This is a genomic window from Microbacterium sp. GbtcB4 (assembly GCF_019091465.1).
Taxonomy (GTDB): Bacteria; Actinomycetota; Actinomycetes; order Actinomycetales; family Microbacteriaceae; genus Microbacterium; species Microbacterium paraoxydans.
Map to the genome: position 1 here is coordinate 176,649 of NZ_JAGXJJ010000009.1, position 13,067 is coordinate 189,715.

At 68.9% G+C, this 13,067-nt stretch carries 14 protein-coding genes; 8 read left to right on the forward strand and 6 right to left on the reverse strand.

Annotation, left to right across the window (positions count from 1 at the left end; genetic code table 11):
* Positions 1-24 precede the first annotated feature (24 nt).
* From KVS71_RS15095 to KVS71_RS15105, 3 genes are read left to right on the forward strand one after another with little or no spacing between them, the layout of a single operon-like run.
* Positions 25-780 (forward strand): SGNH/GDSL hydrolase family protein, encoded by a 756-nt coding sequence (locus KVS71_RS15095; RefSeq protein WP_217584922.1) that lies wholly within the window; start codon positions 25-27, stop codon positions 778-780.
* A 19-nt stretch (positions 781-799) separates the two neighbouring features.
* Positions 800-1,546 (forward strand): SUMF1/EgtB/PvdO family nonheme iron enzyme, encoded by a 747-nt coding sequence (locus tag KVS71_RS15100; RefSeq protein WP_217584923.1) that lies wholly within the window; start codon positions 800-802, stop codon positions 1,544-1,546.
* Positions 1,547-1,602: 56 nt separating this feature from the next.
* Entirely contained in the window at positions 1,603-2,415 is an 813-nt protein-coding gene (locus KVS71_RS15105) for an arginase family protein (protein WP_234024106.1), read from the forward strand.
* 15 nt (positions 2,416-2,430) lie between these two features.
* Here KVS71_RS15105 and KVS71_RS15110 read toward each other — a convergent pair whose 3' ends face one another.
* From KVS71_RS15110 to KVS71_RS15120, 3 genes are all read right to left on the reverse strand, one after another.
* A complete protein-coding gene (locus tag KVS71_RS15110) occupies positions 2,431-3,612 on the reverse strand; it encodes a DUF4232 domain-containing protein (protein WP_217584924.1) in 1,182 nt (393 codons plus the stop codon).
* Between the two features lie 18 nt (positions 3,613-3,630).
* The gene (locus KVS71_RS15115) at positions 3,631-4,956 is read right to left on the reverse strand and encodes an MFS transporter (RefSeq protein WP_217584925.1); all 1,326 of its coding nucleotides are present in this window, start codon (positions 4,954-4,956) and stop codon (positions 3,631-3,633) included.
* A 74-nt stretch (positions 4,957-5,030) separates the two neighbouring features.
* The gene (locus KVS71_RS15120; RefSeq protein ID WP_217584926.1) at positions 5,031-5,696 is read right to left on the reverse strand and encodes an alpha/beta hydrolase; all 666 of its coding nucleotides are present in this window, start codon (positions 5,694-5,696) and stop codon (positions 5,031-5,033) included.
* Positions 5,697-5,790: 94 nt separating this feature from the next.
* Here KVS71_RS15120 and KVS71_RS15125 point away from each other — a divergent pair, with 94 nt between their 5' ends.
* Both KVS71_RS15125 and KVS71_RS15130 read left to right on the forward strand, forming a co-directional pair.
* Complete coding sequence (locus KVS71_RS15125) at positions 5,791-6,159, forward strand: VOC family protein (RefSeq protein WP_217584927.1); 369 nt, start codon at positions 5,791-5,793, stop codon at positions 6,157-6,159.
* A 46-nt stretch (positions 6,160-6,205) separates the two neighbouring features.
* Positions 6,206-6,736 (forward strand): GNAT family N-acetyltransferase, encoded by a 531-nt coding sequence (locus KVS71_RS15130; protein WP_254635800.1) that lies wholly within the window; start codon positions 6,206-6,208, stop codon positions 6,734-6,736.
* A gap of 27 nt (positions 6,737-6,763) precedes the next feature.
* Here KVS71_RS15130 and KVS71_RS15135 read toward each other — a convergent pair whose 3' ends face one another.
* Positions 6,764-7,870 carry a hypothetical protein gene (locus KVS71_RS15135; protein WP_217584928.1) on the reverse strand — a complete coding sequence of 369 codons (1,107 nt, stop codon included), beginning with the start codon at positions 7,868-7,870 and terminating at the stop codon, positions 6,764-6,766.
* A 265-nt stretch (positions 7,871-8,135) separates the two neighbouring features.
* Between KVS71_RS15135 and KVS71_RS15140 the strand changes: the two genes are divergently transcribed.
* From KVS71_RS15140 to KVS71_RS15150, 3 genes are read left to right on the forward strand one after another with little or no spacing between them, the layout of a single operon-like run.
* Positions 8,136-8,519 carry a hypothetical protein gene (locus tag KVS71_RS15140; protein WP_217584929.1) on the forward strand — a complete coding sequence of 128 codons (384 nt, stop codon included), beginning with the start codon at positions 8,136-8,138 and terminating at the stop codon, positions 8,517-8,519.
* Positions 8,516-9,301, forward strand: a complete 786-nt coding sequence (locus KVS71_RS20040; RefSeq protein ID WP_217584930.1) for a peptidoglycan recognition family protein — start codon at positions 8,516-8,518, stop codon at positions 9,299-9,301. Before KVS71_RS15140 ends, KVS71_RS20040 begins: the two co-directional genes overlap by 4 nt.
* Positions 9,302-9,329: 28 nt before the next feature.
* On the forward strand, positions 9,330-10,148 hold the full coding sequence (locus KVS71_RS15150; RefSeq protein ID WP_368874953.1) for an ornithine carbamoyltransferase: 819 nt from the start codon (positions 9,330-9,332) through the stop codon (positions 10,146-10,148).
* Between the two features lie 121 nt (positions 10,149-10,269).
* Here KVS71_RS15150 and KVS71_RS15155 read toward each other — a convergent pair whose 3' ends face one another.
* Positions 10,270-12,627 carry an excinuclease ABC subunit UvrA gene (locus KVS71_RS15155; protein ID WP_060921642.1) on the reverse strand — a complete coding sequence of 786 codons (2,358 nt, stop codon included), beginning with the start codon at positions 12,625-12,627 and terminating at the stop codon, positions 10,270-10,272.
* 27 nt (positions 12,628-12,654) lie between these two features.
* Positions 12,655-13,065, reverse strand: a complete 411-nt coding sequence (locus KVS71_RS15160; protein WP_060921665.1) for a VOC family protein — start codon at positions 13,063-13,065, stop codon at positions 12,655-12,657.
* Positions 13,066-13,067 lie beyond the last annotated feature (2 nt).

The window sequence follows — 13,067 nt, forward strand, 5'->3', positions numbered from 1 at the left end:
CGGGACCGGGAATAGGCTGGGCGCGTGGCTGATGTACGTTTCGTCGCGATAGGCGACTCCTTCACCGAAGGCGTGGGCGATGTGCTCCCCGATGGGCGTGAGCGCGGCTGGGCCGACATCGCCGCGCAGGGATGGGCGGATGCCGCGGGGCACCCCATCCAGTACGCGAACCTGGCGATCCGAGGGAAGCTGGCCTGGCCGATCGTCGAGGAGCAGCTCGAACCCGCGCTGGCCCTGCGTCCCACGCACCTGTCGTTCAACGGTGGCGGCAACGACATGCTGCGGCCGCGGACCGATGTGGAGCACATCGCCGATGCGTTCAGCCGGGTGCTGCGACGGTGCGACGAGGAGGGCGTGACGATGATCCTGCTCTCCGGCGCCAACCCGAGCGGGCAGCTTCCGATGGGCTCCCTCGTGCAGCGCCGGGGCGACCTGCTCTCCGAGGCGGTCCTGGGGCGGATCGAGGACCGCCCCGACGTGATCCGCGCCCTCAACTGGCCGGACACGGAGCTCTCGAAGCCCGCGTACTGGTCGGAGGACCGGCTTCATATGAACGCGGCCGGACACCATCGTGTCGCGGCCCGCGTGCTGCATGGACTCGGCTTCGAGCCGCCGGCAGCCTGGTGGGCACCGCTCGATCGCTGGACCGCCGGCCCCGCGGGTCTGGCCTACTACCGGCAGTTCGTCGGGCCCTGGGTGCGTCGACGCGTGACGAGGACCTCGTCCGGAGACGGCCGCGCAGCGAAGTACCCCACCTGGGTCGAGCGGACTCCGGCGTGAGCGTCGTCGTGCCCCGCGCATGAGTGATATCGAACTCGTCCGTCTTCCCGCCGGCACGGTGACGCTGCACGACGCCCGGCGCCGCACGCGTCGCACCGTGGAACTCGAGCCCTTCGCCCTCGGTGTCTTCCCGGTGACCGAAGAACAGGTCACCGAGGTCCTGGGCACCCCAGCACGGCATCCGCGTCGTCCGGTCGCCGACGTGAGCTGGCTGCGGGCCGTCCACTTCTGCAACGCCGCGTCGGAGTGGGAGGGGCTCGATCCCGTCTACCACTTCGAGGGTGAGGATGTGGCCTGGGATACCACGGCGGACGGCTACCGCCTGCCGACCGAGGCCGAGTGGGAGTACGCCTGCCGCGCCGGTTCCTCCGGGTCGCACTACGCCCCGCTGATCGAGGCCGCGTGGACTGCTGCCGACGGAGTCGGTACGCCGCAGGACGTGGGTGGGAAGCTCCCGAACCTGCACGGGCTGTTCGACACGCTCGGGAACGTGTGGGAATGGTGCTGGGACCTCCTCGACCCCGCGCGGTACGACGACTACCGGGTCTTCCGCGGCGGCGGGTTCGCCGACGACGCCTGGAGCGTGCGCGCCTCGGTCCGCCGTGGGGGAGCGCCGCGCATGCACCACGAGGACGTCGGCTTCCGCGTGGCCCGGGGCGCCTTCGACACCGAGGAGGAGGCGCAGGGCTGGTCGGCGGCGGCGGACCGGGACCGCGCCTTCGTCGACGGAGGGCTGCCGTCGGGATGGACTCCGCGCCGGCGTTAGTGCAGGCCGCGTCCGGCGGTTTGGCCGCGGTCTGCGCCGGGTGGGAGACTGAGCGGATGACCAGGCCCTTCGCGCTCATCCTCAACCAGGGTCGCGTCGCCGACCGCACGGACGGAGCCCTCGTCGGGGCGCGCCGCGTCGCCGACGCCCTGTCCTCGCTTCTCCGGCAGGAGCCCGTCGTGGTCGGCACTCCGGAGCCCGCTCGGCTCGATGATTGGTCGGTCGCGCTGCCCGAGGCGGCAGATACGCTCGCGGGCCTCCGGGCCGCGGTGCAGGAGGCGATCGCGGGGCAGGCGACGCCGCTCCTCGTGACGAACACGTGTGCGGCGAGCCTCGGAACGCTGCCGAGCGCTGCCGAGCACCACCCCGACGCGGTGGTGCTGTGGATCGATGCGCACGGGGACTTCAACACGCCGGACACCACCGACTCCGGCTACCTCGGCGGCATGGTCCTCGCCGCCGCCTGCGGCCTGTGGGACAGCGGCCACGGGGCGGGCATCGATCCGCGGCAGGTCATCGTCGTCGGCGGCCGCGACATCGACCCCGCCGAGGGGGAGCTCCTCGCCGGCGCGGGAGTGACCGTCCTCAGCCCCGCGGAGAGCACGCCCGAACGGCTGAGCGCCCTCATCGCGGGGCGGCCGGTGTGGATCCATGTCGACTGGGACGTCCTGGAGCCCGGATACATCCCCGCGGCCTATCGGGTCGGCGACGGTCTGCTGCCGCACCAGGTGGCCGCGCTGTTCGCCGCTATCCCGGCCGCCGACGTCCGCGGCGTGGAGCTCGCGGAATTCGAGGCGGGCGACGCGGAGGTGCCGGAGCGCGTCAGCGTCGAATTGATCGTGGAGACGTTCCAGCACCTGCTGCGCTGACGACGCTGCGTACCCTCACGGCGCGGCCGGTGCGGCGCCGAGGTGCCAGGCTGTGATCTCGACCTCGGAGCCCGAGACGATGTCGAGCTCGACCGGCCACGAGCCGCGGTCGAGTCCGGGGAGCACGGCGGCATGCAGGGCGCGGGCGACGAGAGCGCCGTCCGTCGCGTTGGCATCCCAGCCGATCACCGCAGTGGCCTCGCCGCCGGGCGGTACCGTGACGGGCGCGATACCGGGGTCGCTCGCGAGGAATGAGGAACCGGGGCGCACCTCGACGTCGAGCGCATGTCCGTTCTGATCCGCGAACGCGATGTCGGGATACCCCTCGACCACGCAGGACTCCTCACCGACGTTCATCAGACGGATGCTCTGTGCGCGGTGCCCCGTGGCCCCGTCGGCGGTTCCGAGCAGCAGTGTGGCACGGTCTAGGCTGCAGGCGGCCGCAGGAAGCTGGGGTGTCGAGGCCCCCGGTGCGCGCTCCGGCACAGGGTCGCCCACTGCCGCCGGATCGACGAAGGCTCCCGTCTCGTCGGTGGCGCCCTGCAGCGCGGCGTTCTCCTCGACGATCTGGCGCTGCCACGCCGCATCGGCCAGGCCCCCGACCGCGACGAGAGCGACCACGCTCGCGACGGTGACGCCGAGAAGGCCCGGGGACCACCGCCGCGCAGATTCCTCACCAGCTCTGCGCGAGAACGCCCAGGCGGGGATCCAGCCCCAGGCGAGTCCCCAGTAGGCGGTGTCCGGCGCGGACTCGACGACCGCAGCCGTGAGACCGTGCAGGCCCGAGAGAGGGAGGAAGGACAGGACCCGGGTGACGTCGTCGCACAGCCCGACGACCGTTCCGGCGAGGACGGCACCGAACCAGAGCACGAGGAACGCGGGAGCCCGGCCGACGCCCCGCGCTCCGCGTGCCACGATCCAGACGACGCTGCACAGCACGGCGGCCGTCACCGTCAGCACCAGGACGCCCCACGCGCCCGGGAGCAGCCAGGCATGACTCTGCAGCGGTCCGATACCGGCGAAGCTCAGCAACCGCGTCAGCACGATGTCGGAACCGGTCAGTCGGGCAATGGCACCGGAGACGACCCAGAGTGCGCCGAGGAGCAGTCCGGCGAGCAGCCCCGCAGGTAACGGTGCTCTCGTGCGACCGTCCCGGTCGCTCGGGAGGGCGGCGGTCGACGGGGGAGCGGAGGCCATGCCTCATCCTATGGGCGCTCAGCGACGCCGCTCGGGGTCCAGCCCCATGCGGATGCGCGTCCGTTTGCGTTCGATGAGGATGAAGACGACCCCGAGGATCCAGAGGGGGATCGGGGTGAGGAACGCGATACGGAAGGCGTCGAGCGTGTAGGTGTCCGGGGTGCCGGCGCCCTGGACGTCGAGGAGGAGGCCGATCACGAAGACCGCGATCAGGGCTGCGATGAAGCCCCCCGCGTTCGTGACTCCGGTCGCCGTGCTGAGGCGGTGCGCGGGGCTGTGCGTGCGAGCGTGGTCGAAGGCGATCATCGACGCCGGGCCCCCGGTCGCGAGAGCGATCGCCAGGATCCAGAGGAGCCAGTCCGGGGCGGGGCGGGGGAGGGCGATGACCGCGATCCACGCGGCCATCTGCACGCCGACCGCGGGGAGGACGAGGGCGAGCGAGCGGTGATTCGGGAGGCGGCGGGAGAGATCGCCGATGATCGGACCGAGGATCATGCCCGCGATCACGTAGATCGAGATGATCCCCGCCGCGTGGGCGGTGGTCAGGCCCTCGCCTGCCGTGAGGAACGGCATGCCCCACAGCAGCACGAACACCGTGCCGGCGAACGGAGTGGTGAAGTGCGACCAGAACGCGAGCCGCGTGCCGGGATGTGCCCACGCCGCCCGGATGCCGACGCCCGTGTCGATCGCCGACGTCACGACACGCACGACGCCGGTGTCCGTGTTCACCGACACGTCGGGGCCGCTCTCCGCGGGGTTGTTGCGCACGATGAGCCACACGAGGATCGTGAAGAGCAGGCCGAGACCGGCGATGCTGCCGAACGTGATCGACCAGGTGGTGGCGTGCAGCAGGGCGGCGACCGGCACCAGCGCGATCAGCTGCCCGGCCTGCCCGATGATTCCGGTGAACTGGACCATGACGGGCCCGCGTTGCGCGGGGAACCACGTGGCCACCAGTCGCAGCACGGCAGGGAAGACGGCGGCGTCGCCGGCTCCGAGGAGGATACGCGCGACGATCGCGATGCCGATGCTGGGGGAGAGGGCCATGGTGAGCTGTCCGGCCGCCATGAGCAACATCCCCGCCGTGATGATCGGACGGGATCCGTAGCGATCGAGGAGGACGCCCACCGGGATCTGCATCCCCCCGTAGACGGCGAGCTGCACGACCGCGAACAGCGCGAGCGTGGAAGCGTCCGCCTGGAAGCGGTCGGCGGCCTCGACGCCCACCGCGCCCAGAGACGTGCGGTTGGTGATGGCGAGCACGTAGGCCGCGACGCCGACGGACCAGATCGCCCAGGCCCGCCACCCCGGCGTGGAGACGGGGGAGTGGGAGACCTGAGGCACCCTTCCACGCTACTCCTGCGTCGAGCGCAGGCACGCACACCGGTGGGAGCGAGCGATGCGCCGCACCGCCGCCCTCACGCGGACGCGGCGAACCGGACGATCTCCTCGGCCACGGTCTGCGGCATGGAGATGTACGGTGAATGGCTCGCAGACAGCGTTCGCGAGTCGCTGCACCGGTCGGCCATGCTCTGCTGTAGCCGCGGGCTCATGGCCCGGTCGTGAGCGCACATCAGGTAAAGGCTTCGGGTGTCCCGCCAGCCGGCAACCGTGACTTCACCCCGTCCGTGACCGGCGGCCTGCGGAACGAGCAGCCGCCTCGCTTCCCGAGAGGCGGCGGGAGTGCAGTCGGCATAGAAGAGGTCCGCAGCCACGTGGTCGGGAATATGCGTGAAGCCCTCGCCGAAGGGTCGCACGAAGGCATTCACCGGAGCATCCGGGCCGCCGAGCGACGCACAGCTCTCGCCGACGTCCGGAACGAACGCCGCCATGAAGACATACGCGCCTGCCCCCTTCACGCCTGTCGCCACTGCGCCGCCATAGCTGTGGCCGACCACGACCGGCTTACCCTCGCAGGCGTCGACCGCTTTCTGGACTGCGTCCGTGTCGTCGACGAGTGATCCGCGGTGCAGGTTCGACACTCGCACCGCCGCGCCTCGGCGTTCGAGCGCCTCCACCAGCGGTCGCATGTGTGCCGCCTGGTGGTACAGCCCATGAACCAGCACGACTTGCAGACTCGTCATGACCTCCAGCGAACCATAGGCTCAGCGATTTGCAGGACTGGGCGACCCTGGGCGGCTGCGTGGCGATGTCCGACGCCGTGGCTAGAGTGCCCGCATGACAGCCTCCTCGCAGCACCACGCCCTCGACTATGTCGAGCTCGTCGTCACGGATCTCGACGTGGCGAAACGCTTCTTCACCACCGCCTTCGGGTGGAGCTTCCAGGACTACGGCCCTGGCTATGCAGGCATCCTCTCGCCCCGCGGAGACGGGAGCGAGGTCGGCGGCCTCCTGCTCGCGGACGCACCGCGACCCGTCGGCGGTCCGCTCGTGCTGCTCTACTCCGATGACCTCGATGCGACGAAGGCGGCGATCCAGGACGCAGGCGGCCGGATCCTGCAGGAGCCGTATGCGTTCCCCGGTGGCCGGCGCCTTCACTTCGCCGACCCGAGCGGCAACGAGCTCGGCGTCTGGTCCTCCCATTAGGCGCTGCAGATCACAGCGCGGGGCGGATGAGTGCCAGACTGCGAGGATGAGTCACCTGCCCCGAATCCCGGAGATGGAGACGTCGCGCCTCCGCCTGCGCAGGCAGGCGATCGAGGACGCGACCGTGTTCCGGCACCTGTGGAGCGAACGTGACGACCGAGTGCCCGCTCACCGTCGGCTCGACGCGGCCGGCCGCCCCGACACGGACGACATCCGAGCGCATATCCAGGGCGCTGAGGCCTCGTCGCTTCTCACCGTGGAACGGATCGACACCGGGGAACCGATCGGGTACTGCGGTCTCGTCTACGGCGGCGAGGGGGTGGGCGAGGAACCGGAGCTCGCTTTCGAGCTGCTCCGTGCCGAGCACAACCGGGGATACGCCACCGAAGCTGCCCAGAGCGTCCTGGCATGGGCAGCCGGCGTGGGAATCGACCGCGTCTGGGCCGGCGTCTGGGAGTGGAACCTCCCGTCCCGGCGGGTGCTCGAGAAGCTCGGTTTCGTCGAATCCGGACGGGAACGCCCGTCCTCCGTCCACGGTCGAAACATCCTGACCGTCAGGTCTCTCTTCGAGAAGTGAGAGCGGGCTCCGAGCCGGCGCTCTGGATCACGTGACTGAGGACCCCACCGGCAGCGGCTCGCCGTCACCCGGGGGCTCCTGCACGAGGTGAAGGGCATCCGATTTCGTCAGATGGTTGGGGTACAGCATCCGTGAGAACCTTCCGCGCGGATCGTCTTTGTCGCGGGGGAGATCGATGTGGGCTCGCTCGATCGCCGCGACGAGGAGTTCCGTCTGTTCATCGGTCAACACGAGGAGCCCTCGTTCTCGCAAGCCCACCACTGCTCGCGAGCGATCCGATGCCGTGAGGACGACCGCGATACTCCGGGCTGTGGCGTCCGGCTCCCAGGGGTGCGCGATGACCATGGCCGTCGTGAGGGTCGCGGTCGGGATCTCCTTCGTGCCGACGAGCAGACGGGTTGCGTCGCGTGAGATACGCGGCGGTCGCGAACGTCGCCGCACGACGGCGCTGATGGTGATCGCCACGGCCGCCAGCAGCGCAGCCGCGAGCGGCCACGTCCATGCGCCGAGCGGTCCCGCAGCCACCGGGATGAGGAACGCCCCGATCATCATCGCAAGGAGAAGCGGCTGTCCGGAGAAGACGTGAAGAGCCCACCAGGGGAAGAGAGTCCGCGAACGAGAGGGTCCCAAAGGCATCCACTCCTGCACGTCGACGTTCGGCTCGCTCTCCGGGCGATCGGACGCGTGCACCGGTTGAGGCTGCCGCCGCACTCCTTTGATGATCGACGTCAGGCCCACCACACCGAGCACGGCGGACAGCACCCATCCGGGCAGCGGGTCGTCGGCCTCGTTCTGATCCGTCCCCGCCAGTGTGACGACCCCGCCCACGGAGATGAGGAGAAGGAAGACCCCGTAGAGCAAGAAGATCCGACGGGTGCGGCGGGCCGTCCAGGGCTTCGGCTCCGTGCCTGGAGGCCACGAGGGGTCGCCCCAGGTCCTTCGCCTCGTGAGCAGGAGGCCTGCCGCCACTCCGACGCATCCGAAAGACAGCGTCACTGCCGCCAGAACACCGATTCGAGGATCGGCGATCAGGAATGTCGAGGCCACCGCCACCGCTGCGCTGAACATCGCCAGCGCCACGCCCACCACGATGGGCGTCAGCAGCCCTTCGCCCTTCTCATCGCTAGCGCCCATCCGCTCGCCCCACCTCTCCCCAGACTGCAGGCGGAGGATCAGGCCCCATCGATCGAGCCGCGGCCCAAATGTGCCTGTCCCTGAGGATGAGAGTAGCGCGAGTGCGCTCCCAGCGAAGGCGTGCACCTCGTAGGATCACGATATGACCTCCCCTCGCCGTGTCCCTGCAGACCTGCGGAAACGCGGGGGCTTTCGAGGAGCGGATGAATCGACCGCCTCGCTCATCCTCGGCCAGTTCTTCATCGGTGGCTTTTTCCTGTTCATCGTGGCTTTCTTCCTCGCACTCGGTGCTGCGGACGAGTACGACGGGGTGACGTCCTTCATCGGGGCGAGCATCATGGCCGTCGTGCTGTCCGTCGTGTCGATGATCACCGCCCTGGTGGTCGGCCTGCCCCTTCGCCTCGTCTCGGCGCTGCGCGCGCGGTGGCTCGCCCATGGCGAGATCACCGTCCTCGGGGTCGTCGTCGGACTCGGCGCCTGCATCGTGTCGGTCGTGCTGGCGGGCGGAAGCGGGGGAGCGGCGCTCCCGTGGTGGGCGTTCATCGTCTCGTGGACGGTCCTCGCCTTCTCGGTCGCGCATTTCGTCTGGCCAGGGCGACGCCGGCCGCGAGAGTCCCGAGCACCCCGAGACGACGACCAGGCCGCGTGAGCACACGCGGGGAGGGTCAGCATCCGGAGGACCCGGGAGCATGGGACGCCGATGAGCACGTCCCGACGCACACGCGGCGGGGATTCCTCATCGCTGCCGGAACCGGCGTCGTGGTGACCGGCGTCGGCATCTGGCTCTCCGCGAACTCCGGGGGAGAGGCAGACGACACCGGACGCAGCCCGGACAACCCCCGAGGGCTGCCAGAGTACGAGCCGGTCTACGACCGCGCGGTCACGGGTCTCGAGGTACCGCTCGGTTTCGAGGACTGTGCCCATCCGACGGTGCGCGCTGACCGCAGCATCGCGGGGAGCGATCACCGAACCGTGAGCCCTGTCATCGACCGCTTCATCATCCACCACACCGGCACGACTTCCGACCAGTTGGATTTGTTCTCCCGCTGCAACCGGAGATCATCGGCTCCCACCTTCTATGTGCGACACGACGGCTCGGTCATCGAGACCATCCGCCCGGGAGCGAAGCCGTCGTCCACCGGCGCGGACTGGAACTGGCGGTCCGTGGCGGTGGAGACGCTGGATTTCACCGGAGCCCCGGAGTACACGGTTACCACCGCGCAGGTCGAGGAGATCGCGCAGATGATCGCGTGGCTCGCAGGCTTCGACGGCCGGACCCTGGACGGCGTCCCGGTGCGCTTCCGGATCGACCGAGAGCACGTCATCACCCACCAGGAGACGTGGTCGGGAACGGAGTGTCCCGGCCCGTTCCTCCAATCGCGAGTGGACGACATCGTGGCGCGAGCACAGGTTATCTTCACGACGTCATGAGGCTGGAGCCGTCCGCGACAATAGGGGAGTGCGCCACCTTCTCTCATTGACCGAACTCACCGGGGACGATATGAGGGAGATCTTCGCGCGCGCCGCGCGGATCGAAGCGGGAACCCTGGCGAGGAGGGACGGCGCGGCCGCGCTGTTCTTCCCTTCCTCGAGCCTGCGGACGCGTGTCTCGTTCGAACGCGGCGCTGCGGAGATGGGTTTGCAGCCGATCGTCTTCCCTCCGGAGGCGCTCGACACCGTCGAGGACGCGGTCGACATCGTCGGATACCTGTCGGCGTGGGTCGAACTCCTCGTCGTCCGGCATGCCGATCTCCACGTGCTTCGTGAGCTCGCTGCCCCTGGGATTCTCCCGGTGGTCAACGCGATGACCAACGCGAACCACCCGTGCGAGGTGCTATCCGATCTCTTCGCGCTCTCGCGCGAGACGGATGTCCGCTCACTCCGAGTCCCCGTGGTGGGACTAGACGGCAACATCGCTCGAGCCTGGGAGGAAGCCCATCGGGCTTTCGGAATCGATGTCGTGCAGGCCTGCCCGGAGGAGGTCCGCACACCCGCGCTGCCGTGGAAGGAGGATCTCAGCGATGCCGTGCAGGAGGCCGACGTGATCATCACGGATGGGCCGGGGGAGCACACCGCGGCCATGGCGCCCTATCGGATCACGGCGGATCTCCTCGACAGCGCCCCTGACGGTGTCCGTTTCGCGCCGTGTCCGCCGTTCGTCCGCGGGCGTGAGGTTTCGGTCGCTGCCGCCAACCATCCCGCGTTCGTGGGCTACGAGTTCAAACGTCACCTGAAGAGCGTGCAGCAGGCGATCATGGGGTGGGCGATCGAGGGATGACGGGGTGGTGGTCGGGGTGGCGTTCTTTCTTCAACCTGACATAATGTGCATTATCGGATAATCCGTATGCGGGATCTGGCGGGACGAGAAAAGGTGGGAAAGCCGTCACCGCGGCCCTCGATCATGCGTTGACGTACGCCGCGAGATGTTCGCCCGTCAACGTCGACCCGTCTGCGACGAGCTCGGCAGGCGTTCCCTCGAACACGATGCGACCGCCGTCGTGGCCGGCTCCCGGTCCGACGTCGATGATCCAGTCGGCGTGTGCCATGACGGCCTGATGATGCTCGATCACGACCACCGTCTTGCCCGCGTCGACAAGTCGATCCAACAGACCGAGGATCGTGTCGACGTCGGCGAGATGCAGGCCTGTCGTCGGCTCGTCCAGCACGTAGACGTCGCCCTTCTCACCCATCTGAATCGCGAGCTTGATGCGCTGGCGCTCACCGCCCGACAGTGTCGACAACGGCTGTCCGAGCGACAGGTACCCGAGCCCCACGTCTTCCAGGCGTCCGAGGATGGCGGCCGCAGCCGGGAGCTTCGCCTCACCCTCACTGAAGAACACACGGGCTTCAGACACCGGAAGGTCGAGCACCTCGGTGATGTCCTTCCCGCCGAGCTTGTACTCCAGCACCGCCGCCTGGAAGCGCTTACCGCCGCAGTCCTCACAGGGGGTCTCGATCGTGTCCATGAACCCGAGCTCGGTGATGATGACACCGGCGCCCTTGCACGTAGGACATGCGCCCTCGGAGTTCGCGCTGAACAGCGCGGGCTTCACGCCGTTCGCCTTCGCGAAGGCTTTGCGGATGGGTTCGAGCAGCCCCGTGTACGTCGCTGGGTTGCTGCGACGCGAGCCCTTGATGGCGGACTGGTCGATCGCCACCACGCCCTCGCGTCCGGTCACCGAACCGTGGATGAGCGAGCTCTTACCGGAGCCGGCGACGCCGGTGACGACGGTCAGGACGCCGGTCGGGATGTCGACGTCCACGTTCTGGAGGTTGTTGGTGGATGCGCCGCGCACCTCGATCGCGCCGGTGCGGTCACGCACGGCGTCCTTGAGCTGTGCACGGTCGTCGAGGTGCTGCCCCGTCAGTGTTCCACTGGCTGTGAGGCCCTCGACGCTCCCCTGATAGCAGATCTCTCCCCCGGCGCTTCCCGCACCCGGCCCCAGGTCCACGACGTGATCGCCGATCGCGATGGTCTCCGGCTTGTGCTCGACGACGAGCACCGTGTTCCCCTTGTCGCGAAGGCGGAGCAGCAGGCCGTTCATCCGCTGGATGTCGTGCGGGTGCAGCCCGATCGTCGGCTCGTCGAAGACATACGTAACGTCGGTCAGCGAGGACCCCAGGTGCCGCAGCATCTTGATCCGCTGCGCCTCTCCCCCGGACAGCGTGCCCGAGGGCCGGTCCAGGCTCAGGTACCCCAGGCCGAGGGTCACGAAGGCGTCGAGGTTGGCACTCAGCGCCTGGAGCAGCGGCCCGGCTCCGGGGAGATCCAGGCCGCGGACCCACGTGGCGAGATCCGTGACCTGCATGCGGCAGGCGTCGGCGATGCTCACGCCGTCGATCTTCGAGGATCGCGCGCCCTCGGTGAGACGCGTACCGTCGCACTCCGGGCATACCGCGAAGGTGGCCACGCGCTCGACGAAGGCACGGATGTGCGGCTGGAGCGCTTCGAGGTCTTTCGAGAGCATGGACTTCGTGATCTTCGGGATCAGGCCCTCGTAGGTCATGTTGATGCCGGAGATCTTGACCTTCGTGACCTCTCCGTAGAGGAAGAGGTGACGCTGCTTGTCGGTGAACGACGAGATGGGCTTGTCCCCCGGATAGAACCCGGACTGCGAGAAGCCCTTCACCATCCAGCCGTCGGCGGTGTACCCGGGCACCATGATCGCGCCCTCGTCGAGGGACTTCGACTCATCGACGATCTGGGACAGGTCGAGGTCCGACACCACTCCCCTGCCCTCACATCGCGGGCACATGCCGCCGAGGTAGATCGCGTCCTTCACGATCTTCTTCTCGCCACCCGGCCCGGTCATGACACCGCTGGCCTTCTGCGTCGGGATGTTGAACGAGAACGCCGTCGGGCCGCCGATGTAGGGCTGGCCCAGCTTGCTGAACAGGATGCGGAGCATGGCATTGGCATCCGTCACGGTGCCGACGGTCGACCGCGGGTTCGCGCCGAGACGCTCCTGGTCCACGATGATCGCCGTGGTGAGCCCTTCCAGCACGTCGACGTCGGGACGCGGCACCGATGGCATGAAGCCCTGCACGAACGCGCTGTACGTCTCGTCGATCATCCGGCGCGATTCGGCAGCGATCGTGTCGAAGACGAGGGAGCTCTTCCCCGACCCCGAGACACCGGTGAACACCGTGAGGCGTCGCTTCGGGATGTCGACGCTCACGTCCTTGAGGTTGTTCTCGCGCGCGCCCTGCACACGGATGAGGTCGTGGGTGTCCGCGGGGTGCTCAGCAGCGGTCATGCGGCGTCCTTCGTGGTGGTGGGGCCGTCAAGCGGCCTGGTTGATACGGAGCAGGTTGCCGGCGGGATCGCGGAAGGCGCAGTCGCGGACGCCGTAGGGCTGGTCCATCGGCTCCTGGACGACATCGGCGCCGACGGCGACCAGCCGCTCGAACAGGGCGTCCAGGTCGTCGCTCGCGAGGGTGAGAGCGCCGTAGCTGCCCTTCGCGATGAGCTCCAGGATGGTCTGCCGCTCCGCGTCGGTGATGCCGGGATCGGTGGCCGGCGGGTGGAGGACGATCGAGGTCTCGGGCTGGCCGACAGGGCCGACCGTGAGCCAGCGCAGGCCGTCGTATCCGACATCGTTGCGCACCTCGAAGCCGAGGGCGTCGCGATAGAAGCCGAGGGCTGCGTCGGCGTCGGTGTGCGGGAGGAAGGCGTAGTGGATGCTGATCTTCATGA